The 25,337-nt window shown below is 67.0% G+C and carries 20 protein-coding genes and 1 pseudogene; 14 read left to right on the top strand and 7 right to left on the bottom strand.

Going from position 1 to position 25,337, the window contains the following annotated elements; all coding sequences use genetic code 11:
- Nucleotides 1-86 precede the first annotated feature (86 nt).
- The 8 genes from F9288_RS12865 (at nt 87) to F9288_RS22180 (ending at nt 11,987) form a co-directional block, all read left to right on the top strand.
- Complete coding sequence (locus F9288_RS12865; RefSeq protein WP_174837156.1) at nt 87-386, top strand: DUF4326 domain-containing protein; 300 nt, start codon at nt 87-89, stop codon at nt 384-386.
- A gap of 183 nt (nt 387-569) precedes the next feature.
- Nucleotides 570-764, top strand: a complete 195-nt coding sequence (locus F9288_RS12860) for a hypothetical protein (protein WP_174837155.1) — start codon at nt 570-572, stop codon at nt 762-764.
- A gap of 91 nt (nt 765-855) precedes the next feature.
- A complete protein-coding gene (locus F9288_RS12855; protein WP_174837154.1) occupies nt 856-5,202 on the top strand; it encodes a strawberry notch family protein in 4,347 nt (1,448 codons plus the stop codon).
- An 11-nt stretch (nt 5,203-5,213) separates the two neighbouring features.
- Nucleotides 5,214-6,308, top strand: coding sequence for a toprim domain-containing protein (locus F9288_RS12850; protein ID WP_174837153.1), 1,095 nt, complete (start codon nt 5,214-5,216; stop codon nt 6,306-6,308).
- A 274-nt stretch (nt 6,309-6,582) separates the two neighbouring features.
- A complete protein-coding gene (locus tag F9288_RS12845; RefSeq protein ID WP_174837152.1) occupies nt 6,583-7,521 on the top strand; it encodes a DUF2493 domain-containing protein in 939 nt (312 codons plus the stop codon).
- Between the two features lie 69 nt (nt 7,522-7,590).
- Complete coding sequence (locus F9288_RS12840) at nt 7,591-8,529, top strand: nucleotidyltransferase domain-containing protein (RefSeq protein WP_174837151.1); 939 nt, start codon at nt 7,591-7,593, stop codon at nt 8,527-8,529.
- Between the two features lie 483 nt (nt 8,530-9,012).
- Nucleotides 9,013-11,307 carry a TonB-dependent receptor gene (locus tag F9288_RS12835; protein WP_174837150.1) on the top strand — a complete coding sequence of 765 codons (2,295 nt, stop codon included), beginning with the start codon at nt 9,013-9,015 and terminating at the stop codon, nt 11,305-11,307.
- The gene (locus F9288_RS22180) at nt 11,307-11,987 is read left to right on the top strand and encodes a phosphatase PAP2 family protein (RefSeq protein ID WP_254620870.1); all 681 of its coding nucleotides are present in this window, start codon (nt 11,307-11,309) and stop codon (nt 11,985-11,987) included. The genes F9288_RS12835 and F9288_RS22180 overlap by 1 nt, the downstream gene beginning before the upstream one ends.
- Here F9288_RS22180 and F9288_RS12825 read toward each other — a convergent pair.
- Genes F9288_RS12825 through F9288_RS12815 form a run of 3 tightly spaced genes read right to left on the bottom strand, consistent with a single transcriptional unit; the run spans nt 11,980 to nt 15,018 of the window.
- Nucleotides 11,980-13,332, bottom strand: coding sequence for a HAMP domain-containing sensor histidine kinase (locus F9288_RS12825; protein WP_174837149.1), 1,353 nt, complete (start codon nt 13,330-13,332; stop codon nt 11,980-11,982). The genes F9288_RS22180 and F9288_RS12825 overlap by 8 nt on opposite strands.
- Nucleotides 13,325-13,999, bottom strand: coding sequence for a response regulator transcription factor (locus F9288_RS12820; RefSeq protein WP_174837148.1), 675 nt, complete (start codon nt 13,997-13,999; stop codon nt 13,325-13,327). The genes F9288_RS12825 and F9288_RS12820 overlap by 8 nt, the downstream gene beginning before the upstream one ends.
- A 20-nt stretch (nt 14,000-14,019) precedes the next feature.
- The gene (locus tag F9288_RS12815) at nt 14,020-15,018 is read right to left on the bottom strand and encodes a YncE family protein (RefSeq protein WP_174837147.1); all 999 of its coding nucleotides are present in this window, start codon (nt 15,016-15,018) and stop codon (nt 14,020-14,022) included.
- A 118-nt stretch (nt 15,019-15,136) separates the two neighbouring features.
- On the opposite strand from F9288_RS12815, the gene F9288_RS12810 reads away from it, so the two are divergent.
- From F9288_RS12810 to F9288_RS12800, 3 genes are read left to right on the top strand one after another with little or no spacing between them, the layout of a single operon-like run.
- Entirely contained in the window at nt 15,137-16,480 is a 1,344-nt protein-coding gene (locus tag F9288_RS12810) for a TolC family protein (protein ID WP_174837146.1), read from the top strand.
- Nucleotides 16,477-17,499: an efflux RND transporter periplasmic adaptor subunit gene (locus F9288_RS12805; protein ID WP_254620869.1), complete on the top strand. Its 1,023-nt coding sequence runs from the start codon at nt 16,477-16,479 to the stop codon at nt 17,497-17,499. The genes F9288_RS12810 and F9288_RS12805 overlap by 4 nt, the downstream gene beginning before the upstream one ends.
- Nucleotides 17,496-20,528: an efflux RND transporter permease subunit gene (locus tag F9288_RS12800; protein ID WP_174837145.1), complete on the top strand. Its 3,033-nt coding sequence runs from the start codon at nt 17,496-17,498 to the stop codon at nt 20,526-20,528. Before F9288_RS12805 ends, F9288_RS12800 begins: the two co-directional genes overlap by 4 nt.
- A 194-nt stretch (nt 20,529-20,722) precedes the next feature.
- Here the strand turns inward: F9288_RS12800 and F9288_RS12795 are convergent.
- Nucleotides 20,723-20,821: pseudogene (locus tag F9288_RS12795) on the bottom strand (IS5/IS1182 family transposase); the annotation flags it as partial.
- On the bottom strand, nt 20,788-21,711 hold the full coding sequence (locus F9288_RS12790) for a LysR family transcriptional regulator (RefSeq protein WP_174837144.1): 924 nt from the start codon (nt 21,709-21,711) through the stop codon (nt 20,788-20,790). The pseudogene F9288_RS12795 and the gene F9288_RS12790, both read right to left, overlap by 34 nt.
- An 89-nt stretch (nt 21,712-21,800) precedes the next feature.
- On the opposite strand from F9288_RS12790, the gene F9288_RS12785 reads away from it, so the two are divergent.
- From F9288_RS12785 to F9288_RS12775, 3 genes are read left to right on the top strand one after another with little or no spacing between them, the layout of a single operon-like run.
- Nucleotides 21,801-22,145, top strand: coding sequence for a carboxymuconolactone decarboxylase family protein (locus F9288_RS12785; protein WP_174837143.1), 345 nt, complete (start codon nt 21,801-21,803; stop codon nt 22,143-22,145).
- Between the two features lie 23 nt (nt 22,146-22,168).
- Entirely contained in the window at nt 22,169-23,185 is a 1,017-nt protein-coding gene (locus F9288_RS12780; protein WP_174837142.1) for an aldo/keto reductase, read from the top strand.
- 19 nt (nt 23,186-23,204) lie between these two features.
- Nucleotides 23,205-24,062: an aldo/keto reductase gene (locus F9288_RS12775; protein ID WP_174837141.1), complete on the top strand. Its 858-nt coding sequence runs from the start codon at nt 23,205-23,207 to the stop codon at nt 24,060-24,062.
- 169 nt (nt 24,063-24,231) lie between these two features.
- Here F9288_RS12775 and F9288_RS12770 read toward each other — a convergent pair whose 3' ends face one another.
- Both F9288_RS12770 and F9288_RS12765 read right to left on the bottom strand, forming a co-directional pair.
- Entirely contained in the window at nt 24,232-24,684 is a 453-nt protein-coding gene (locus tag F9288_RS12770) for a PIN domain-containing protein (RefSeq protein ID WP_174837140.1), read from the bottom strand.
- A complete protein-coding gene (locus F9288_RS12765) occupies nt 24,674-24,946 on the bottom strand; it encodes a hypothetical protein (RefSeq protein WP_174837139.1) in 273 nt (90 codons plus the stop codon). Before F9288_RS12765 ends, F9288_RS12770 begins: the two co-directional genes overlap by 11 nt.
- Nucleotides 24,947-25,337 lie beyond the last annotated feature (391 nt).

Raw genomic sequence — 25,337 nt, 5'->3', positions numbered from 1 at the left:
AGCCGTTCCCCTTCGGTGACGGTCGGCGTGAGCGGCCGCGCCCAACCCGCTCTCGTGCCGCCGTGCTGGCGGCGTGGAGACGGCGCATGTGCAGGGTTCTCAACAAGCGGTCGGCGGCAAACGCGACTGGTGCGATCTATATCGGCCGCGGCTCGAAATGGGGCAATCCGTTCAGGATCGGCACCGACGGCGACCGGGCCATGGTCATCGCGAAATATGCGGCCTGGCTGCGCACCCAGCATCATCTGCTTCGCGCGCTCGACGAATTGCGCGGGTACGATCTCGTCTGCTTCTGCGCGCCTCTGCCCTGTCACGGCGATCTGCTGCTCAAGCTGGCCAATGCCAGTCGGGAGGAGCGGATCGCCTGGTGGCGCGCGGCGGCGTAGCGATCCTGGTCACCCCCGTCCCGTGCGTCTGCCATCCCGCCCGAACGACGCCCGGTAAGGGGCATGGCGTCGCCACCGTCAACCCGCAGGCGGGTTCCCCTCGCAACGCTCGGTGACAGTTTCGTCCGGCCCCTTGTCCGCGGCGTCGGCGGGAATCGTCCCGCGCACGGAACGGAGACAGCCATGAACCGCAATGCACACCCCCATAGCAGCGATGATATCGCCGTCTGGCCCGATGGCACCTGGGCAACGCTCGGCGAGGTCCGGGCGGGTGACTCTGCGCATATGTCCGACGACTATGAGATCGTCAGCTATCTCGACCATGCGCGGCTGAAGGCTCTCGGCGTCGAGCAGGATCCCGATATCGGACCCGGGTGAGAGGGAGAGGGCTGGCCGGAAAGGGGCGAGCCCGGTAGGACCAGAGGGAGAGATCCGCGGGCTGGCCAACCCACCCTCCCGGAGACTTTCCATGACCCGCACCCTGTCCGACGCGGCGCCCGACGTCGCGCCAGCCGCCGCCGCGTCCGCCTTCGCCACCCCCGCCGCGGCGATCCTTCTTGCCGCCGCCCGGCTCCTGCCCACGCTCGAAGCCGGCCGACAGGTCGACGCCGCCGAACTGCGCGCCGCCATGTCGCATGCCTTCAACGCCGGCGATGCCGAAGGCGCGTGGGACTGGAAGACCGGCTATGATGCCTGTGAGGCGGCGACGATCCTGTTCCTGCGCAAATATGGCCGCACGATCCTTGCCCGCACGCCCGCCAGCTCGCTCGCGCTGATCGAGCGGATCGCCGGATTGCTCCCCACCCATACGCGCCGATCGGAGACGAGCCAGGCGCTCCAGCAATTCTCCACCCCTCCCGGCCTTGCCTATGTCGCCGCGGTCGCGGCCGCGATCGGCCCGAACGATCGCGTGCTCGAACCGTCCGCCGGGACGGGCATGCTCGCGATCCATGCCGAACTGGCGCGGGCCGATCTCGCGCTCAACGAGCTGGCCGAGGTCCGCGCCGCGCTGCTCGGCCACCTCTTCCCCGGCATCGCGGTGTCGCACCATGATGCCGCGTCGATCGACGATCGGCTGTCGCCGGCGATTTGCCCGACCGTCGTGCTGATGAATCCGCCTTTCTCAGCCACGGCCGACGTCGATCGCGCGATGAAGGACACCGCGTTGCGCCATATCGCGTCGGCGCTCGCCCGGCTCGAACCCGGCGGGCGGCTGGTGGCGATTACCGGCGCCAATTGCGCACCGGCCGCGCCGGCATGGCGCAGCGCGTTCGCCCGGCTTCAGGAGCAAGGCCGGGTCCAGTTCACCGCCGCGATCGACGGCAGCGTCTATGCCCGGTACGGGACGTCGATCGCCACGCGGCTCACCGTCATCGACAAGATCCCGGCCGACGACCCCGATCGCTTCCCCGAAAGCGCGGGCAAGGCGCCCGACACCGCGACGCTCCTCGCATGGGTGCTCGATCAAATGCCACCGCGCACGCCGACCACGCCCGCGCCGGTCGCGGCGTTGCCGATCAGCGCGTCAGCCACGGCGGTCCGCGCGAAGCCTTCGACAACGACCGCTACGCCAGCGCCGGCCGTCTCCGAGCCCGAAGGCGTCGAACTCGCGTACGAGACGCGGGACTGGACGCCGCCGGAGGGGCGTCTCGGCGACAGCATCTACGAGCCCTATGCGCTCCAGTCGCTCGCCATTCCCGGCGCCCTCCCCCACCCCTCACCTTTGGTCCAGTCGGCCGCGATGGCGTCGGTCGCCCCGCCCAAGCCTTCCTACCGCCCGCATCTGCTGCCGTCGCTGGTGACGCTCGGCATCCTGTCCGACGCCCAGCTCGAATCCGTGATCTATGCCGGTGAGGCGCATGCCGGTCATCTTTCGGGCGCCTGGACGGTCGATGAGACATGGGAGATCGTCTCGGCTGCGCCCGACGACGCCGCGGGCGCGGTCCGCTTCCGTCGCGGCTGGTTCCTGGGTGACGGCACGGGCGCGGGCAAGGGGCGGCAGGTCGCCGGGATCATCCTCGACAATTGGCTCAAAGGCCGTCGCAAGGCGGTCTGGATCAGCAAGTCCGACAAGCTACTCGAAGACGCCCAGCGCGACTGGTCGGCGCTCGGCCAGGAGCGCCTGCTGGTGACGCCGTTATCGCGATTCCGTCAGGGCGATATCCGGCTCGAGGAAGGCGTGCTCTTCACCACCTATGCGACGCTGCGCTCGCAGGATCGCGGCGGCAAGAAATCCCGCGTCGAGCAGATCGTTGACTGGCTCGGCCGCGACTTCGACGGCGTCCTCGTGTTCGACGAGGCGCACGCCATGGCCAATGCGGTCGGCGGCAAGGGCGAGCGCGGCGACGTCGCACCGTCGCAGCAGGGGCGCGCGGGGCTTCGTCTTCAGCACGCGTTGCCCGATGCGCGGATCGTCTATGTCTCGGCGACCGGCGCGACCACGGTCCAGAACCTCGCCTACGCCCAGCGGCTCGGTCTGTGGGGCGGCGAGGATTTTCCGTTCGAGACGCGCGCGGCATTCGTCACCGCGATCGAGAATGGCGGGGTCGCGGCGATGGAGGTGCTGGCGCGCGACCTCAAGGCGCTCGGGCTCTATGCCGCGCGGTCGCTGTCGTTCGACGGCGTCGAATATGAGGTGCTCGAACATACGCTCACGCCCGAACAGGTCCGCATCTACGACAGCTATGCGGCCGCGTTCCAGATCATCCACAACAATCTCGATGCCGCGATGCAGGCCTCCGGCATCACCAGCGCGAGCCACGGCACGCTCAACGCCCAGGCCAGGTCCGCCGCGCGATCGGCGTTCGAGCAGACCAAGCAGCGCTTCTTCAATCACGTCATTACCGCGATGCAGACGCCGAGCGTGATCGCCAATATCGAGCGCGATCTCACCGCGGGCGAGGCGGCGGTCATCCAGATCGTCTCGACCGGCGAAGCGCTGCAGGAACGCCGCCTTGCCGAGATTTCGACCGCCGAATGGGACGACGTCTCGATCGATATCACCCCGCGCGAATATGTGCTGGATTACCTTGAGCACAGCTTCCCGGTGCAATTGTTCGAGCCGTTCACCGACAAGGAGGGCAATCTCGCGTCCCGGCCGGCGCGCGACGACGACGGCAATCCGGTGATCAGTCGCGAGGCGGTTCGGCGCCGCGAGGCGATGATCGAGAAACTGGCGGCTTTGCCGCCGGTGCCCGGCGCGCTCGACCAGATCATCCAGCATTTCGGGAGCGACAAGGTCGCCGAGGTGACCGGCCGGTCGCGGCGCATCGTGCCCAAACGCCGGGAGGACGGCACGATCCGCTTCGCGGTCGAGAACCGCCCGGCATCGGCGAGCCTTGCCGAGACGCAGGCGTTCATGGATGACGTGAAGCCGATCCTGATCTTCTCGGAGGCGGGCGGCACCGGCCGCAGCTATCACGCCGACCTCGCGTGCCGGAACCAGCGCCTGCGCAACCATTACGGGCTCGAATTCGGGTTCAAGGCGGACAGCGCGATCCAGGGCTTCGGCCGCGATCACCGCACCAACCAGAAGCAGCCGCCGCGCTACCGGCCGGTGACGACCAACGTGAAGGGGCAGAAACGCTTCATCTCGACCATCGCGCGCCGGCTCGATTCGCTCGGCGCGATCACGCGCGGGCAGCGCCAGACCGGCAGCCAGAACATGTTCCGACCGGAGGACAATCTCGAATCCGCTTATGCGCGCGATGCCCTCAACCAGCTCTATCGGCTGATCGCGCGCGGCGCGGTCGCGGGCTGCTCGCTGGACGACTTCGAGGCGGCGACCGGCCTGTCCCTGCTCACCGGCGAGGGCGGCATGCGTGAGGAACTGCCCGGCATCACCACCTTCCTCAATCGCATGCTGGCGCTCACCATCGCGATGCAGGATCTGTTGTTCGGCGTCTTCGAGGGCCTGCTCAGCGCCCGCATCGAGGGCGCGATCGCCAGCGGCACGTTCGAACTCGGGCTGGAAACGCTTCAGGCCGCGAGTTTCCGCGTCATCGATCGCGCGCCGATCTACAGCCATCCCGGGACCGGGGCGCAGACGGCCTTGCTCACGATCGAGCGCAAGGAGAAGCTCGTCCCGCTGTCGCTCTACGACGCGCTGGCGCTGGTCGACGATCGCGGCGCGGTCATGCTGGTCAACGCCCAGACCGGCCGCGCGGCGCTCCGGCGCCGGGCGCGCAGCGTGACCGACGATGACGGTGCGGTCCATCCGCGCGTCCGCCTGGTCTGGCCGTTGACCGACGCGGTGATGCGCGCCGAGCCGCTCGCGGCAAGCGCGTGGCAGCCCGCCGATCGCACGGCATTCAGCGCGGCATGGGCGGCGGAGCTGGCCGACCTCCCCGCGTTCGAGACGTCGACGCTGCATATCGTGTCGGGCCTGCTGCTGCCGATCTGGAAGCGGCTCCCCGACGAGTCGACGCGGGTCTATCGGCTCCAGACCGACGAGGGCGAGCGGATCATAGGCCGCCGCGTGTCGCCCGCCTGGGCCGCGACCGTCGCCAATGACAATAAGCCGGTGCAGCTCTCGGGCGACGAGGCGCGCACGATGCTGCTTTCAGGTGACACCGTGCTGCTCCTCGCCGATGGACAGGTGCTGAAGCGCGTGCGCGCGATGGGTGACTGGCGGATCGAGCTGACCGGATTCAACGATCTCGGCGTCGAGCGGCTCAAGGCGATGGGCTTGATCTCCGAGATCGTCTCGTGGAAACTCCGCCTCTATGTGCCGACAGGGGCTGTCGGCGCCGATGTGCTGGGGCGTCTGCTCGAACGCTATCTGATCGAGCGGGTCTCGGCGCGCAAGGCCGCCTGAGGAGCCCCGTGATGCAAAGCCCCGCCAGCCAGATAGCCGCCGCCCTTGCCGACCAGGCCGAGGCGGTCTGTCGCCGCTATCTGTCCAATGGCCGCAAGGAAGGCCGCTACTGGCTGGTCGGCGACGTCCACAATGCCGCCGGGCGCAGCCTCTATGTTCGGCTGGTCGCCTCGACCGACGGGCGCGGGCTGGCCGGCAAATGGACCGATGCCCAGAATGGCGATCACGGCGACCTGCTCGATATCATCGCCGTCTCCTGTGGGCATCGGACCTTGCGCGACACGCTCGATGAGGCGCGACGCTTCCTGAGCTTGCCGCAACCCCCGCCGAGCGTCACGCCCTCGCCACGTCGCAGCAAGGCGCCGACCGGGACGCCGGAAGCGGCGCGACGGCTGTTGGCCGCGTCGAAACCGATCGCCGGCACGATTGCGGCGGTCCACCTTGCTTCACGCGGCATCACCGACCTCAGCGGCTGCGACGCGCTGCGCTTCCACCCACGCTGCTGGTATCGGCCGTCCGACGAGGATCAGCCCGATGTCCGCAACGCATGGCCGGCGATGATCGCGGCGGTGACCGATCTCGACGGCACCGTCACCGGCGTCCACCGCACCTGGCTCCAGCGCGACGGCTCGGCCAAGGCGCCGATCGCCTATCCCCGCCGCGCCATGGGGCATCTGCTCGGCAACGGCGTGCGGTTCGGCGCGAGCGGTCCCGTCATGCTTGCCGCGGAAGGCATCGAGACGTTGCTGTCGCTGCGCCAGGTCATGCCCATGCTTCCGGCGATCGCGGGCCTCTCCGCCGCGCATCTCGCCGCCATCCTATTCCCGGCCGGTCTGCGCCGTCTCTATGTCGCGCGCGACGACGATCCAGCCGGCGCCACCGCGTTCACGACCCTGGTCCAGCGCGCGCTACCGGTCGGGATCGACATCCTGCCGCTCGACCCCTGTCTCGACGATTTCAACAGCGATCTCGTCAATCTCGGACGCCGGTGCATCGCGCAAAGCCTGTCCGCCCAGCTCTGGCCCGAAGACGCCGCGCAGTTCCTCGACACCGGCGATGGATCCGGCCGGGTTCCCCAGATCGGCCGGCAACGATCATCGCCATGACCATCCCCGACAGAGGCCACGCCGTCGGCCTTCGATAGAGGGCGACTGCGACAAGCGGCTCGCGGCGGCAATGGCGGGGCCGGCGGCTATTTTCCGCCGGGGTGCGGGCTGAGGCCGCAGCCCCTTTGCATCGCGAAGCAAAATAGCCTTGGCCCGCCATCCTCCGCTGGCGCTCCGGCCGCGCCCCTTCGGGGACGCGGTGCAGCCGCGTGCCGCCCGCCGCCGGTCGTCGCCGCGAAGGCCGCGACAGGCGCGGCTCATCCGGAGACTTCCCATGGCGATCGATCTCGACCAGCCCGAACAGGACGAACCCCAGCCCGGTTCCACCGCCTATGTCCTTCAGGAGATGCAGCTCTACGGCTACCGTCCCTTCGAGGACGAACCCGACGCCCGCCCGCTTCCCGACGCCTGCATGATGGAAGGCGCGATCGCCGACACCTTCGACGCGATGGTAGCCTGCCTGACCGACACGCGGATCGAGCCCGACCTCGAAGACCTCGCCTGGAACATCGTCAACGTCTTCCAGCGCACCGGCGAGCGGATCGAGCGCGAGCTTGATGACAATGAACAGGCGCAGAAGCGGCTCCAGCGTCAACAGGATGGCAGCGAGGTGAAGTCGGTCGAGCTGGAACGCAAGATCGCCGAAGGCATCACCATGATGGAACGCCGCGACACGATGGAATCCTTCCGCGACATGGGCGCCGAGCAATTCGAGAAATATCTGCGCAAGCCGTGGATGCCGTGGTCGGGGCCGATGGTGAACCACAAGGCGCTGACCTCGGCGGTGCTCGACAGCCGCAAGCAGATCGACAAGCGCGCCTATCAGGACGCCCGCGTCCTCAACCCCGATGGTCCCCGCTTCGTCCTCAGCGCCGGTCCGAACTACCAGGACCATGCGCTCATCTGCGGCACGCTCGACAAATTGCTCGCGCAGTTTCCCGACATGGTGCTGGTGCACGGCAAGACGCCGACGGGTGGCGAGCACATTGCCGCGTGCTGGGCGCGCAACCATGACGTGCCGCAGGATCCGCGCAAGCCCGACTGGGACAAGCATGGCAAGGCGGCGCCGTTCAAGCGCAATGACGTCATGCTCCAGGTCATGCCCAAAGGCGTCATCGTCTTCCCCGGCTCGGGCATCCAGGACAATCTCGCCGACAAGGCGCGCAAGCTCGGCATCAAGGTCTGGGACTTCCGCGAGCGCCGGGCGCCCTGATCGCCCGGCCGTGCGCCGCATCGGCTTTCCACCGTGCATCCCTCCTCATCTGTTGCTAGGCTGTTCTCAATGCGGACCGATCTCGATCACCTACCTGCCCAGAAGCGCCGCGAACTTGAGCGGGTCGTCCAGATCATCTTCGAGGAATTCGCCGACGCGCTGGCGCTGGCGAAGCACAAATGGAAGAAGCAGGGGCGGATCGAGAAGATCATCCTTTACGGCAGCTACGCGCGCGGCGGCTGGGTCGATGAGCCGCACACCGCCAAGGGCTATCAGTCGGACTATGACCTGCTGATCATCGTCAACGACAAGCGCCTGACCGATCGGGTCGATTACTGGCTCAAGCTGGAGGAGCGGCTCAACCGCGAGTTGGCGATTACCAAGACGCTGCGCACGCCGGTCAATTTCATCGTCCACACGCTCCAGGAGGTGAACGACGGGCTCGCGCACGGCCGCTACTTCTTCATGGACGTCAAGCGCGACGGCATCGCGATCTACCAGACGCTGCCGACTGAGCTGCATGAACCCAGGCCCAAAACGCCGCCCAAGGCGCTGGAGATGGCGCGGGAGTATTTTGAGGAGTGGATGCCTAGCGCCGCCGAATTCATCGAGGGCTACAATTTCTATATGGGGAGAAGAAGCTGGAAAAAGGCTGCGTTCTTACTCCATCAAGGCACCGAGGCGCTCTATCACTGCGTGTTGCTGGTAAAGACCTTCTACACGCCACATGTTCACAATATCGGCTTCCTGCGCACGCAGGCGGAACGGCTCGACCGCCGGCTCGTCGATGCTTGGCCACGCGAGAACCGGTTCGAGCAGCGCACTTGGGAGAAGCTCAAGGAAGCTTACGTGAAGGCACGCTACTCGAAGCACTATCAGATATCCGAAGAAGAATTGCGCTGGCTCGGATACCGTGTTGAGGAGCTCGGGCGCGCCGTGCACGAGATTTGCTCCGAACGAATCGCCGAACTGGAGACGAAAGCGAACGCGGCGCGGGCGAGCGGTTGACCTCGCCTCCCCATCTCGAGGCTCGGCACCGTTGGATAGGCTTTAGGTTGCGAACTCGTAAACGACCGTTATCGGCCTAGGCTTGCTCGTTCCCTGGCTCACTGCCGCCGAATCGCGAACGACCGCTTCATCCGAAACCTACCGATCGCGATCATGGTCGCGAATAGCGGCTTAGTCCCCACGAGCTGGCGGCGGCTTACGGCGGCAAGCGACCCATGCCGGTCGTACCCGGCAGACATTGTAGATGTCCGCTCATGCCAAAATCTGTCGTTCACGTGTGTCCAAATGTCTGGGCCGCAGACGCCGACATCCGGGCGCGGCGTCCCGAGAGCCGAGAAGCTCGGCCACCTCGCGCGAGGCAACCCGTCCGGGTTCAGGAAGATTGCAAAATCACAATCTTCATCCTGACATATGACCGCAACGAATCCGTCACACGCTTGATCTAGCGACGCGCCAGCCGTTTCCGGCCAAAAGGGCATCATCATGAAGTTCGCGTTTTCCACGCGCCGGCATCTGCTGGCCGCGACCGCTATCGCTTATGCATTGTCCATCACCGCGCCGGCCTCCGCCACTCCCACCGACGCGGATGCCGCCGCGAATGCGCCGGACGGGCAGAACAACGGGATTGCCGAAGGCTCTGACGTCGTCGTCACCGGCACGAGGGCGAACGAGATCGCGCCTGTCACCGCCTCGCTCAAGACGACGCAGCCGCAATCGATCATCTCGCGCTCCTTCATCGAGGATTCGCTCCCCGCCACCGCCGATTTCAACCAGATCGCGCTGATCGCGCCGAGCGTTTCCAATTACGGCAACGCCAACGGCTCCGGCCTGTCCGAATCCAAGGCGCAGATCCGCGGCTTCCAGGACGGCGAATATAACGTCACCTATGACGGCGTGCCGTTCGGCGACACCAACGACCCGACGCACCATTCGAACACCTTCTTCCCCTCGAACACGGTGGAGACGCTGATCGTCGATCGCGGCCCCGGCAATGCCTCCACGCTCGGGCAGGCGACGTTCGGCGGCAATATGAACCTGTTCAGCCGCGCCACGCGCGAGGATGCGAGCTTCGAGGGCAAGGCCGCCTATGGCAGCTTCAACACCTATCTGCTCCGCGCCGTCGCGCAGACCGGCGCGATCGACAAGCTCGGCGGAACCGAAGCCGTGTTCAGCACGCAATGGGTGAAGTCCGACGGCGCGCGCACCTACAGCCCGTTCCGCTCGTGGAACATCTTCGGCAAGGTGATGGTGCCGCTGGGCGATCACGCGCGGCTGACGTTCCTGGGCACCTATAACGTCAACCGCTTCAACCAGCCGGACAAGGACGGCGCGACGCAGGACCAGATCGCGAAATACGGCAAATATTACAGCCTGAACAACGATCCGACGAGCCAGGGCTATTGGGGCTATAACCACACCCGCAAGACCACCGATTTCGAGATCATCAAGTTCGAGGCCGATCTCGGCGAAAAATCCAGCTTCGAGAACCGCGCCTATACCTACAGCTACGATAATGAGACCCTGAGCGGCAGCGACGTCACCGCCTACGGCCACGCCACACCCGAATCGAACACGGTGACGCTCACTCCGGGCTCCAAGGTCACAGTTCCGGGGGTGCCGGGTTATACCAAGACCAACAAATATCGCGTGTATGGCGATATCGCGAAGGTTCATCTCGATTTCGGTTTCGGCACGCTGACCACCGGCGCGTGGATCGAATGGTCCGATACATACCGCCAGCAGCGCGATGTCGATCTGGTGACGATGCTACCCAATTATATCGAGAAGAAGGTGACCAACCCCGTCACCGGCGCGGCCACCCCGCAGAACATCAAGTTCGACCAGAACAGCAACACCAACCACACTGAGGAATTCGTCGAGCTGGAGCTGCGGCCCATTCCGGGGCTGAAGATCACGCCGGGCCTCAAGCATGTTGACTTCAACCGCCGCGTCGATGCAGATTACAACCAGACGACGCGCTACGCCCAGCAACTGAGCAGCGACTACAGCGCCAACCTGCCGTTCGCGACGGTAAACTATGCGATCACGCCGGGGCTTTCGGTTTATGGGCAATATGCGCGGGGCTTCCTCGCGCCGTCGCTCAGCGTGCTTTATGTCGATATTCCGGGCCGCTCCACGGTGCAGCCGGAAAAGTCGACCAATTATCAGGCGGGTGTCGTCTATCACGGCGAACGGCTGAGCATCGACGCCGATATGTACAAGATCGATTTCTCGAACAAGTTCGCCTCGATGACATCGCCCATCCCCGGCGTCGGCACGATCTGGTTCAATCAGGGATCGGTGCAATACAAGGGCATAGAGGGCCAGATCACTTATGCCTTCCCCGGTGGCCTCGCGGTATTCGCCAACGGATCGCGCAATTACGCCAAGACACAGAACGCCAACTTCCTGTCGCTTCAGGTCGCCAATGCGCCGGAATGGACGGCCGCGGGCGGCGTGCTGTTCAAGCATGGGCCGATGGTCTTCTCGCTGATCGACAAATGGACCGGCCGGCAGTGGTTCACCGATCCCAGCACGATCGTCCCCGGCGATGCGAAGTCGCTCAGCAGCTACAATTTCTATCGCAGCAACGGCTACAACAGCGCGATCCTCTCCGCGCGCTACGATCTGGGCAAGATCCGTTTCGGCGTGGAGGTGAACAACCTGTTCGACTCGCAGCGCGTCACCAACATCAACACCGGCAAGACCGCCGCGTCCGACCAATATTTCTATCAGGTCGGCCGCACGGTGACGGGCGACATCACGGTGAAATTCTGATGCTGCCGCTCCTCGCGCTGCTGCTCGCGGGCGCCGACGCGCCGAAGCCCGTGCCGCTGCTCACGCAGGCCGATCTCGATCCGGCGCTGGTGCTCCCGCCCCCGCCGGCCGCGAACGGCGTGCAGGCGCGCGCAGAGATGGACGAGCTGCGCATGGTCCAGCGCGCGCGATCGGCGGACGAAAAGGCCGATGCGGCGCTGGACGGCGAGACGAAGAGCGCCTCGATCTTCCCCGGCGCGATCGGCCCGGCCTTCGATCTCCAGGCGCTTCCCGCCACCGTCCACCTGATGAAGCTGGTGCGCGCGACGGCCAAGGACGCAGCCGATCGCGGCAAGGACGAGTTCAAACGCCCGCGCCCATGGGATATCGATCATGCGCTCGACATCTGCTCGCAGAAGCGCGGCGACCCGCTGACCAGCTATCCCAGCGGCCATACCACCATGGCCTTCTCGATGGGCGCCGTGCTGGCGCGGCTGATCCCGTCGAAGGCGCCGGCGATCCTCGCCCGCGCGGCACGCTACGGGCAGAGCCGTGTCGTCTGCCTCCAGCATTTCCGCAGCGACGTGACCGCCGGGGAAGCGCTGGGGATGATGGTCTCCGAGCGGCTGATGGCGAAGGCGGAATTCCGCGCCGCTTATGATGCCGCGGCGGCCGAGCTGGCCGCGGCCGGGATCAGGTAGCGGCGGCCAGCGGAAGGCGCAGCACCGCGCGCAGCCCCGGCGCGGCGTCCCCGATCGCGATCGCGCCGCCATGCGCGCGCACGATCGCGTCCACGAGATTGAGGCCAAGCCCGTGCCCGCGCGCCGAGCGGCTGGGATCGAGCCGCACGAAGCGCTCGACGATCCGCGCGCGATCGGTTTCCGGCACGCCGGGGCCGTCGTCGGACACATCGAGCAGGGCAAAGCCGTTTTCCGCGCGCAGCGAAAGCCGGATCGCCGTGCCCGGCGGCGTATGCGCCTGCGCATTGTCGAGCAGGTTGATCGTTGCCTGCGCGATCAGCTCGCGATCCCCCGCGACGATCACGCCGGGCGCGATATCGCCGCTCAGATGGCGCCCCCTGTCGGTGATGGCGGGGGCGTAGCTGTCGATCAGATCCTCCGCCAGCGCGCTGAGATCGACGGCCGCGAAGCTTTGGCGGATATCGCCCGCATCCACTTCCACGATGCGCAGGATGCCGCCGAACAGCGCGAGCAGCGCGTCGCTCTGGCGCACCGCATCGCGGATCGCCGTCTCGCGCGCGGCATCGTCGGGCTGCGCCAGCGCGGCTTCCAGCCCGCCGCGCAATCGCGCCAGCGGCGTGCGCAGGTCATGCGCCACGTCGGCGGACACCTGCCGCAGATTGTCGAGCAGCCCGGCGATCCGGTCCAGCATCAGGTTGAGCACCTGGCCCAGCCGGTCGAACTCGTCGCCGCGCGGCGAAACCGGAACGCGCCGCCGCATGTCGCCCTCCATGATCGCCTGCGCGGTGCCGCTGATCCGCTCCAGCCTGCGGCGGAGATAATTACCAAGCAGCACCGCCCCTGCTCCACCAACCAGCAGCACCAGAACGAACGCGCCCGCGAACAGCGACAATATGACGCGATCGATCCGCTCCAACGCCTGTGAATCGATGCCGACGACAATCAGGTGATCGCGATCCAGCCGCGTGGTCAGCACGCGCGCGCTGTCCGGCCCCTCCACCGGATCACGGAACACCGCATCGGAATAGCCGACGGGCGGCAGCGCAAGTTCGAAATCGCCCGCCATGCGCCTGCCTGCGGCGTCGAATAGCGCATAGCCGAAGGTGACGACACCGTTGGTGGCGCTGCGCCGCCGGATCGTTCCAGCCAGCACGGCCAGCCCCTGCTGGCGATAATCCTGCACCAGCGCGGCGCTTGCCTCCGCCAGCGCCATATCCTGCTGCGCGCGAAAAGCGCGATGGGCCGCGAGATAGACCAGCCCGCCGAGCAACGTCACCGCCAGCGCGAACGCCGCCGAACAGGTGAAGGCGATGCGATAGGCGGCGCTGCGCCGCCAGTCAGTCATGGCCGCGCATCCGATATCCCACGCCGCGCACCGTTTCGATCGGGTCGCTGTCGAAACCCTCGTTGAGCTTGCCGCGCATCCGGCTCAGATGGCTCTCGACGATGTTGGTCTGCGGATCGAAATGGAAACCCCATACCGTTTCCAGCAGCATCGTCCGCGTGACGATGCGGCCGGCATTGCGCATCAATTGTTCGAGGATGCCGAATTCGCGCGGTTGCAACCGCACCTCGTTTCCGCTCCGCCGCACCTCGCGCCGCAGCAGATCGAGCGTCACGTCGCCCACCTGAAATCGCGTCGGCGTATCGGCGAACGGGGGGCGGCGCAGCAGCGCGCCGACGCGCGCGGAAAGCTCCGCCAGCGCGAACGGCTTCACCAGATAATCGTCCGCCCCGGCGCTCAGGCCGAATACGCGATCGCCGATGCTGCCCAGCGCCGTGAGCATCAGCACGGGCGTCCTGACGGCCTCCGCCCGCCAGCGGCGCACCACCTCCAGCCCGTCCAGCCCCGGCAGCATCCGGTCGATGATCGCAAGGTCGTGCGCGCCGGCATTCACGGCCAGCGCCTCGTCGCCGCGCGTGACCACCTGCACCTCATGCCCCGCCTCGCCCAGCCCGCGCACGATCAGCGCGGCGGTTTCGGCATCATCCTCGACAAGCAGCACGCGCATCGCCGAACCCTAGCATAAGGTCAAAGCGGCTTCACCACGGCGATATGGAAACTGCCGGGCGCGGCGGTCGGGCGCTTGCTACCGGCGACGAGCGGGGCGAGACGGGCAGTGGGGAGATAGACGGCGCCGCTCGCCGGATCGAGCGCGCCGGTGCGCGCGCCCGGCTCGGTCCGGATGCTCGCCTTGCGCGTCACTCTGGTGCCCGAGAGATCGAGCACGTCGAGCATTCCGTCAGCCCCCGCAGGGATCAGCGCGACCGCGCGCCGCGCGTCGATCAGCACCGCATCCGGCCCGCGCCCGATCGGCACCGTCTGCGTCAGCCGCCGCGCCTTCAGCTCCACCACCGCCGCGACGCCGTTGGCGCAGGCGCCGATCAGCCGCCCGCGCGCCGCATCGAGCGCCAGCCCGCTCGGCTCCTCGCATCCCGGCAGCGCGATCGGCGCGCGGACCGTGCCGGTAGCGAGGTCGATCACCTCGATCTCGTTCGCTTCCTCGTTGTTGACGTAGAGCGTGCGCCCGCTGATCGCGGGATATTCGAGGCCGGGCTTCACGCGGATCGCGCGGATCAGGCGGTGTGCGTGGATGTCGATCTCGCCGACCGTCCCGCCCTTGGCGTTCATCGTCAGCAGGTGGCCGGTGACGGGATCGACGATCGCGGCATCGGGCTTCCCGTCCACCGCGACGCTGGCGGTCTGCCTGCCGGTCGCCGGATCGAAGAAGCGCACCGTCGCGTCGTTGCCGCTCGTCACCGCCAGTTCCTTCGTCGCGAGCGGGACGACGGCGTGCCCGTGCGCGATCGGGCCGAGCGGCGCCATGGCGCGCCTCGCCGCGAGGTCGATCACCGCCACTTCGTCGCCATGCGCCACGTAGAGCCGGCGCGCGGCGGGATCGACCCGCGCATAATCCCAGCCGCCGTCGCCGGGCGCGGGGATCGGCGCGGCAAGTTGATAGGGCGGGGCGTCGGCGGCGGTGGCGAGCAGCGCGGCAAGGGCCAGCGCGAGCGGGCGGGCGGGGAACATCGGGCGAGTCTCCTTCGCCTCGATTTTCGGGAAGCGGCCCCCGCGGCGCCAGTGCTTTCCCCAACATTGGGATAATACAATGTGGGTTCGGCCCCGGCGGCGGCTAACGCAAACGGCCATGACGACCCTCCGACCGGCCGTTGCGTTGCTTCTCGCCATGCTGGCGGGCGGCTGCGCGCATTATGCGCCAGCGCCGCTCGCCGAGCGGGCCGCGCTGGCCGGTGAGGTTCGCGCCTTGCCCGGTGTGCCGGATCGCCCGCTTTCGGTCGCGGAAATCGCCGCGCTTGCCGTCGCGCGGTCGCCCGATCTGGTCGCGGCGCGCGCGAAACGGGGCGTCGCGGAGGCGCAACTGGTGCAGGCCGGCGTCCTGCCCAATCCGGCGCTGACGGGGGCCTTCCTGCCCCTCGTCTCCGGAGCGGGGAGCGTTCCGGCGTGGAATTTCGGGCTGGCGCAGGATCTCAAGGCGTTCATCATTCGCGGGCCGAAGCTGCGCGGCGCGCGCGATGCGGTGGCGCAGGTCCGCGCGGACCTGCTGTGGCAGGAATGGCAGGTAGCCGGCCAGGCGCGGCAACTGGCGACGGATATCATCCAGCACGCGCGCGAGCGCCCGTTGCTGGAAGAGGCCCTGGCGATCCTCGGCCACCGTTACGAGGTGACGCAGCGCGCGCTCGGCGCCGGCAATGTGACATTGGTGACGGCCGCGCCGAGCGCGCTCGGCTATCAGCAGGCGCGCGCCAATCTCCAGGCGCTCGATCAGCAGCAACTGCAGGATCGGCACAAGCTCAACGCGCTGCTCGCCCTCGCTCCGGATGCGATCGTCCCGCTGCAATCCGCGCCCGATATCGCTCCGCTGGATATCGCGGCCGCCCGCGCCGCCGTGCCCTCGCTCGCCGCGCGCCGGCCGGATCTGCTCGCGCTGCGCTTCGGCTATGCCTCGCAAGATGAGGCGTTCCGCGGGGCGATCCTGTCGCAATTCCCCGATTTCATCCTCGGCGGCAGCGTATCGAGCGATAACAGCAAGGTCGTCAACGCCGGTCCGAACGCGCAGATCGGCCTGCCTTTGTTCGATCGCAACCAGGGCAATATCGCCATCGCCCGCGCTACCCGGGAGCAGCTTCGCGCCGAATATGCCGCGCGGCTCGATGCGGCGTCGGGCGAGATCGGCGCGCTGCTTTCCGAGATGGAGCAGCTTCGCGCGCAACTCGCGCTCGTCGAGCGCGATCTTCCCGCCGTCCGCGCCGCCGCGACGCGGGCGAGCGCCGCGTTCGGCAGCGCCGCGCTGGACGAGCGCGCCTATGTCGATCTGATCACGAACCGCTTCACCAAGGAACAGGAAGTGTCCGTGCTGCAAACCGCATTGCTCGATCGGCAGATCGCGATCGAGGCGCTCCTCGGCACCGGCCTGCCGAGCGTCGACACGCTCGGCTTGCCCGATCCCGGCGCGAAGGGGGCGGCGCGGTGAGGCGGCTCGCGATCCTGTCGCTGATACTGGCGCTCGGTGGATGCGGCGCGTCCGAACCGGCGGATGAGGGCGCGCAATCCTCGACGCTCGTCTCCACCATGCTCGCGCGACGCGGCAGCCTGCCGCGCGTGATCGAGGGCTATGGTCAGGCAACGCCCTCGGCGAACGGCGTGGCGACATTGAGCGTTCAGCAGCCGGGGCAGGTCACCGCCATCCCCGCCGTTGCTGGCACGCATGTCGCGGCGGGGCAGCCGGTGGTGGTGTTCGCTGTCGCTCCCTCAGCGGGCAGCCTCTACCTTCAGGCTGAAGGCGCGGTGAGAGCGGCGGAATCGCAGCGCGCCACGACCGCGCAGCTCGTCACCCAGCAGCTCGCGACGCGCGACCAGCTCGTGCAGGCGGAGAAGGCCGTCGTCGACGCCCGCGTCGCGCGCGCCGCGCTCGCCAAGGAGGGCGCGGGCGCGGCGACGATCACGTTGCGCGCGCCCTTCGCCGGGGTCGTCAACACCTTGCCCGTCGCCACCGGCGATCGCACCCAGCCGGGGCAGGCGCTGGCGACGATCGCGCGGGCGGGGGCGATGATCGTGACGGTCGGGGTCGATCCCGCCAGCCGCGCGGATTTGCGCATCGGCGCGCCGGTTTCGCTCAATCGGCTTGACGGCGGTGCGGGCGTCGCCGGGCGGGTCCAGCGCATCGACGCGATGCTCAACCCGCGCACGCGCCAGATCGACGTCGACATCGCCTACCCCGCCGGCACGATCCTTTCCGGCGAGGCGATGCGCGTCGAGATAGAGACGGGCCGCGCGGAAGGCTGGCTCGTGCCGCATCGCGCGGTGGTGGTGGATAGCAACGGCAAGGCGCAGGTGTTTCAGATCGCCGGCGGCAAGGCGAAGGCGGTGCCCGTCACGGTCGAGGTGGCGCGCGCGGACAATGATCTCGTCTCCGGCAAGCTCGATGCCCACGCGCGGCTGATCGTCGACGGCGCGTATCAGCTCGCGGATGGGGATGCCGTCCGGCGATGATTTACGCCGCCCTGCTCCAGCGCCAGTCCCGCGCCTTCCTCACTATCGCGGTCGCACTGGCGATCGCGGGCGTCGTGGCGGCCTTCTCGCTGCCGATCGGACTGTTCCCGCAGGTCTCCTTCCCGCGCGTGGTGGTGGACGTCGACGCCGGATCGCGCCCCGCCGATCAGACCGCGCTGATCGTCACCACGCCGGTCGAGCAGGCGTTGCGCGCGGTGCAGGGTGTGCAGAGCGTGCGATCGGAAACGACGCGCGGCGCGGCGCAAATCTCGATCGACTTCGGCTGGGGCCGCGACATGGTGGCGAGCACGCTGCTGGTCGAAGGCGCGATGTCGCGCGCGCTCGGAGCGCTGCCGCCCGGCACCACCTATAGCGTGAGGCGGATGGACCCCACGGTCTTCCCGATCATCTCCTATGCGCTCGAATCGAAACAGGCGACGCCGACGCAATTGCAGGATTTCGCGCGCTATCAGGTCGTGCCCCTCCTGAGCAGCATCACCGGCCTCGCCCGCGTCGACGTGCAGGGCGGCGAGACGGCGGAGATCCAGGTGCTGGCCGATCCCGCCCGCCTCGCCGCGCACGGCCTTGCGATGGGCGACCTCTCCGCCGCGATTGCCAACGGCAACGTGCTGGGCGCGGTCGGCCGGGTGCAGGATCGCGGGCGGCTGTCGCTGGTGATCGCGGACCGCACGCTGCCCGGCGCGGCGGCGGTCGGCGAGGTGGTGGTGAAGGCCGATCCCGCCGGCGTGGTACGCGTCCGCGACGTGGCGACCGTGCAGCAGGGCATCATGCCGCAATGGCTGCGCGTCAGCGAGGACGGGCGGCCGGCGGTATTGTTCAACATCTACGAGCAGCCGGACGGTAACGCCGTACAGATCGCAAAGGCGGTCGAGCAAAAGCTCGCGCATGTGAAGCTGCCGCCGGGCACGCGGCTGGTCTGCTGGTATGACCAGAGCCAGCTCGTCACCGAATCCGTCGCCAGCGTGCGCGAGGCGGTGCTGATCGGGCTGGTGCTCGCGGCGCTGGTGCTGCTGATGTTCCTCAAAAGCTGGCGGATCACCCTTGTCGCCGCAATCATCGTGCCGGCGACGCTTGCGATCACCGTGCTGGTGCTGACGATCTGCGGCATGAGCTTCAACATCATGACATTGGGCGGGATCGCCGCCGCCGTCGGCCTGCTGATCGACGACGTGATCGTGATGGTCGAGCATATCGTCCGCCGTGCCGGCGCGGAAGGATCGGGCGGCAAGGCCGCGGTGCTGCCCGCCGCGCGAGAGTTCATGGCCCCGCTCACCGGATCGAGCCTCGCGACGCTGATCGTGTTCCTCCCCCTCTCCTTCCTCAGCGGTGTGACGGGGGCGTTCTCGAAGGCGCTGTCGCTGACGATGGGCGCGGCACTGGCGATCTCATGGGCGATGACCGCCTTCGTCGTCCCAGCCCTCACCGCCCGGCTGGTCGATTTCGACACGACGCACGATCCCGCGAGCGAGGGACGCCTGTCGCGCTGGCACGATCGAGGGCTGGACTTGCTGCTGGCCCGGCCGTGGCTGCTCGCCGCGGTCGGTGCGCCGCTGCTGGTTCTCGGCTATATCGGCTACGCCAACGTCCCGACCGGCTTCATGCCCAAGGTGGACGAAGGCGGGTTCGTGATGGACTATTACACCCCGCCCGGCACCTCGCTGATCGAGACGGAGCGGCGGATGGCCGAGGTCGATGCGCTGCTGCGCGCCGATGCGGACGTGCTGACCTTCTCGCGCCGGCTCGGCACCGGCCTCGGCGGCGATCTCGGGCAGAGCTACCACGGCGACTATTTCGTCCGGCTCAAGCCCGATCACGCGCGCGGCACGGAGGAAGTCGCCTCGGCCATCGCGCATCAGGTCGAGGCGCGAGTGCCCGGCGTGCAGGTCGAGGTCGCGCAATTGATAGAAGACCTGATCGGCGACCTGACCGCCGTGCCGCAGCCGATCGAGATCAAGCTGTTCGCCGCCGATCCCACGATCCTCACCGATCAGGCGCGCAAGGTCGCCGCCGCGATCGGCAAGGTTTCCGGCGTGGTGGAGGTGAAGGATGGCGTGCAACTCGCCGGTGACGCGATCGACGTGCGCATCGATCCGATCCGCGCGGGGTTCGAGGGCGTCACGCCGGCCGAGGTGCAGAATGCGATCGACGCTGCGCTCAACGGAGCGGTCGCCACCACTCTCCCCCAGCCGATCAAGGCGATCCACGTCCGCATCCGACTTCCCGAAGCGATGACGATCACCCGTGAAGGCCTCGCCGACCTCCCGATCCGCGCGGGCGATGGCCATGTCTTCGCGCTGTCGCGGGTCGCCGATCTCCAGCCCGTCACCGGCCAGCCGCAGATCGCACGCGAGAATCTCGAGCCGATAGTCGCCGTCACCGGCCGCATCGAAGGGCGCGGGCTGGGCGCGACGATCGCGGATATCAAGGCGGTGCTGGCGCAGCCGGGAATGCTCGCGCCTGGCATCCGCTACGACCTCGGCGGGCTTTATCAGCAGCAGCAGATCGCCTTCGCGGGGCTGGCCCGCGTGTTCCTCGCCGCGCTGATCGCGGAGTTTATCCTTCTGCTGATCCTCTATCGCCGCTTCGCGACGCCGCTCGTCATCATCGGCTGCTCGCTCCTGTCCACCACGGCGGTGTTCACGGCGCTGTGGCTGACGGGCGTCGATCTCAACATCACCGCGCTGATGGGAATGACGATGATTATCGGCATCGGCACCGAGATGGCGATCTTCTACGTCAGCGAATATGAGGAACTGGCCCGCCACATGCCTCACGGCGACGCAGCGCGCGAGGCGAGCCGCAACCGCCTGCGCCCGATCACCATGACGACGCTCGCCGCGATCCTCACCCTGTTGCCGCTGGCGCTGTCGATCGGGCGCGGGGCGGGCATCCAGCAGCCGCTGGCGATCGCCATCATCGCGGGCCTGCTGCTGCAATATCCGCTAGTGCTGCTCGCCATGCCGGTGCTGATCGGCCTCACCCGAGGAAAAACGGGTAACGCCGTTTGAAGTAGATTGGGCGACGGCGTGACCGATGGTGACAACCAAGCCTCAATGCATCCCGCGCCGGTTAGAGCGGTTTTCGATCATTTTGCATCATAGCCGCAGGCGGCGAAGTAGTTTGCGCACTCCTGGGGCGAGTAGAGATCGAGGATGTGGTCGACGATATCCACACCGCTCTGGCCCGGCTGACCAATCCGACCCGGCAAATAATCCTTCGGCGCGTCCCGCCACCGCAGCCCGTTGCGGTTCACGAAAATGAGGCCGCTTAACACCCGGCGATCGACTGCCCGAGGCTTTCCGAGCGGTAGCGCAGCGCCTCGATGACGGCGGCGAAGCCCGATAAGTGCTGCCTGCGGCTGGGATAATAGAGATGATAGCCTGGAAACGGCGGGCACCAGTCATCGAGCACGCGGACCAGACGACCTTCCTGGATCAGCGGAAGCACCTGATCGTCGGTGACATAGGCAATGCCAAGACCATCCATCGCCCCCTGAAGTGCGAGAGCCGTGTCATTCACCGTCAACTGCCCGTTCACCCGGACGTTCAGCGCGCGGCCGTCCTTCTCGAACTCCCATGCATAGAGTCCGCCATAGGTCGGAAATCGCAGGTTGATGCAGTTGTGATCGCTCAGATCATGAGGCGTCATCGGCGGCGGGCGCCGCTTGAAATAGTCCGGCGATGCCGCGGCCGCCATGCGCATGTCCGGCCCGATCGGGACGGCGACCATGTCCTGCGCGATCGTCTCCCCCAGCCGAACGCCGGCATCGAAGCGTTCGGCGACGATGTCGACGAAGCCAGCCTCGGCGCTCAATTCCACCTTCAGGTCGGGATAAGCCGCGAGGAGCGGGAGCAGAGCCGGCTCCAATATGGTTTTGGCCGCATGCGCGCTCGTCGTGATGCGAATGTTTCCGGCCGGCCTGTCGCGCAACTCTGCCAAGCTCGCCAGCTCGGCTTCAACGCCGTCGAACAGCGCCGATACCGTCGTCAGCAGGCGTTCGCCGGCCTCGGTCGGCACCACGCTCCGGGTGGTGCGGTTGAGCAGGCGAATACCGATCCGCTCCTCCAGCCCCCGCAGCGCGTGGCTGAGCGCCGATGTGGAGACGCCGAGCCGCGCGGCGGCGCGGGTGAAGCTTCTCTCCATCGCGATAGCGCGGAAGGCTAGCAGGTCGTGGAAGTCCTTGCGCGCCATTGTTGAATTCTACTCAAAGCCATTTCCCGATTGTGCAGTCTAATCGTCCCGGCGGCGGAAGCCTAGATGCCTGGCGACGAGGAGCAGCCATGACCGAAGAGACCAAACCGATGCGGGCACCGTGGGGCGATATCGCACCCAAGCTGACCGAGATCACCGATACAATTCTGTTCGACGACGTCTGGCGGCGGCCTGGCCTTTCGGCACGAGACCGTAGCATGATCACGGTAGCCAGCCTGATCTCGCTCTATCGCATCAACGAGCTGCCTTTCCATCTCGGCAAGGCGCTCGAAAACGGCGTCACGCGCGACGAGATCGTCGAGATGGTGACTCACCTCGCCTTCTATGCCGGCTGGCCGACGGCAAGCACCGCGATCGGCCTCGTGCGCCGGACTTTCGCCGAGGCGGACGCCAGGTCGGCGTCGGTCGCCTGATCGCCACTTGACGGAGATTTCATATGCAGAATCGCGAACTCGGCCGCAGTGGCCTTCATGTTTCCACCATCGGCCTCGGCTGCATGGGCATCAGCTTCAGTTACGCAACGAGCCTCTCGACAGAGGACGGCGTGAAGCTCGTTCGTGACGCTGCCGAGCGCGGCGTCACCTTCTTCGACACCGCCGAGGTTTACGGCCCGTTCGTCAACGAGGAAGTGGTCGGCGAGGCGTTGCGACCGATCCGCGACCAGGTGGTGATCGCGACCAAGTTTGGCTTCGACATCGATCCCGACACGCGCGAGAACCGCGGCGTGAGCAGCCGGCCGGAGCATATTCGGCAGGCCGTCGAAGGGTCGCTGAAACGGCTCGGCGTCGAGACGATCGACCTACTCTATCAACACCGCGTCGACCCGAACGTGCCGATCGAGGATGTGGCCGGCACGGTCAAGGAGCTGATCGCCGAGGGCAAGGCGAAACATTTCGGCATGTCGGAGCCGGGCGTGCAGACACTCCGCCGGGCGCATGCCGTCCAGCCGGTCGCCGCGCTCCAGAACGAATATTCGCTGTGGTGGCGCGCGCCGGAAACCAACGGCATTCTCGACACCTGCGACGAACTCGGGATCGGCTTCGTACCCTATAGCCCGCTCGGCAAGGGTTTCCTCACCGGAGCGATGAGCAAGGATACGAAGCTGCCGGCGAATGACTTCCGCAGCAGCGTGCCGCGCTTCTCGCCCGACGCAATGGAGAAGAACCAAGCTTTTGTCGATCTGTTGAAATTGGTCGCCGACGGCAAGGGCGCCACGCCGGCACAGATCGCGCTTGCCTGGTTGCTCGCACAGCGACCCTACATCGTGCCCATCCCCGGCACGACCAGGCTGCACCGCCTGGAGGAGAATATCGCCGCGGCTGCCGTGACACTGACCGACGCCGAGGTCAGCGAAATCAGCGCTGGTGCTTCCAGTCTGCAAGCCGCGGGCGAGCGGTATGCACCGCAGCAGATGGAGATGGTCGGCCGCGAGGCGCCCGAGAAGAATATCTGAATCGAGGAAGGACAGGACCATGACCAACAACACCCGCACGGCGACCCTCGCGAACGGCGTCGAGATGCCGATGCTCGGCTTCGGCGTATTCCAAGTCCCCGATCCCACCGAATGCGAGCGCAGCGTGCGTGACGCGATCGATGTTGGTTACCGGCTCCTCGATACCGCGACCTCCTACGGAAACGAGGAAGCGGTCGGCAGCGCGATCCGCAGCCACGGCATCGATCGCAGTGACCTGTTCGTCACCACCAAGCTCTGGATCGAGGACGCGAGCTATGAGGGCGCGAAGGCCGCGTTCGAGCGCTCGCTCAACAAGCTCCAACTCGACTATCTCGACCTTTGGCTGATCCACCAGCCCTATGGCGATGTCTATGGCGCCTGGCGGGCGATGGAGGAACTCTATCGCGCCGGCCGCATCCGCGCGATCGGCGTCAGCAATTTCTATCCCGACCGGCTGGTGGATTTTGTGCTCCATAACGCGATCGCGCCGGCGGTGAACCAGATCGAGATTCATCCCTTCCACCAGCAGGGCGACGCGCTGAAGGTTCTCGAAGAGTATAAGGTCCAGCCCGAAGCATGGGGGCCGTTCGCCGAGGGGAGGAACGGGCTGTTTTCCAACGAGATGCTCCAGTCGATCGCGGATAAGCACGGCAAGAGCATCGCGCAGGTCGTGCTACGCTGGCTGAACCAGCGTGGTATCGTCGCCATCCCCAAGTCGGTGCGCAAGGAGCGCATGGCCGAGAACTTCGCGATCTTCGATTTCGAGCTCGATCAAGACGATCTCGCCTTGATCGCAACGCTCGACCAGAAAACCAGCAGCTTCTTCGACCACCGCGACCCCGAGAAAGTGAAGTGGCTCGGCACGCGAAAGCTGTAAAGGCGTCCGGCTCATTACCTGCCACGCCTACCTCCGCCAGAGTTTCAGGTTGCGCAAATGGGATAATGCCCTGGCGGCAAGAATACGTCGTAGTCCACTGGAATACTGCTTGCCTCCTCGGACTTAGCTATCGGGCGTTTGTCGACAAATAGTTTTATCAGGCAACGATCTAGTGAACTTGCAAGAAGTCGCCCGGCGTCCTGACCTCGAGCGCCGGAAACAGCCCGCGCATATGGCCGATGTTCCAGGTGACGATCGTCGGGATGCCGTGGGCGACCGCCACCTCGCCGATCATCCGGTCATAGAGGCGCGGGCCGATCCCGCCGTCCCCGGCATAACTGCGCACGGTCTCGAAGGTCTGCGCGGGCGTGAGGCCGATCAACTGGGTGATGCTCCGCACGCTCTCCAGCGCCGCCCAGGCTTCCTCCGCCGTGAACCGGAACGGGGCGTGCGGTCCGCGCCGGGTGAGCGTGCTATAAGCTTCGGCATAGCTGTGCGCGGCAATGCCCAGCGTCGCGCCGCGCGCGCCGTCGAACAGATCGGCCGATGCGGTATGATGCTCATGCTCGCCGGCGAGCGCGGCGATGATCACATTGCTGTCGACCAGCGCATCAATCTTCAAGGTCGCGCTCGCGGCTGCGGTCGAGGGCGTCGTTGGCTTCCTCGAGGCTGATGCGCTTGCCCGTCGACGGACGGACCAGCAGCGCGCCGCGCCGCACCAGCTTTCCGGTATTGGCGGGAAGACCGGGCGGGACGTAACCGCGCAGCGCATCCTCGACCACTTCGCTGGCGGTCATGCCGGTGAGCTTGCTGAGCGCATGGACACGATCGCGCGCGAACGCCGAGCGCACGTTAAGCTGAACATTATCGGCGGCACGGGCCATGGGGAATCTCCTGACCCTCCATATAGGGCGTCGCGACGCCGATTGCTAGCAATACGCGATTTTTGCTATCTCACCCATTGTCGGGCGCTGCTGATCCAGTTGCGGCCGGGCCGGTCTGCATGGGCGGCCCCCGATGCGAGTGCTCCCAGCAACGCCGCGACGGCGAGATACCCCATGCGCTCCCTCCTCGATGGTGCTCGCCGCGATGGGGTCGCGCCGTCCGATCCGCCCGAACCGACGCACGGGACGCTGTTCGGATCATCGGCCACGGGGCCAGGATACCTTCCTCCCACGCCCCAATCACGCCGTTCCCCGCCTGCGGCCAGAGCGTGTATCTCTCCTCCAATGCGGCGGTTCGGCCGTCACGATGCCACCCATCGGGTGGTGTCGA

This window comes from Sphingomonas sp. CL5.1, assembly GCF_013344685.1.
In the GTDB taxonomy this organism is placed as follows: Bacteria; Pseudomonadota; Alphaproteobacteria; order Sphingomonadales; family Sphingomonadaceae; genus Sphingomonas.
The sequence above is the reverse complement of the archived record's forward strand: the minus strand, read 5'-3'. Positions and strand labels throughout refer to the sequence as shown.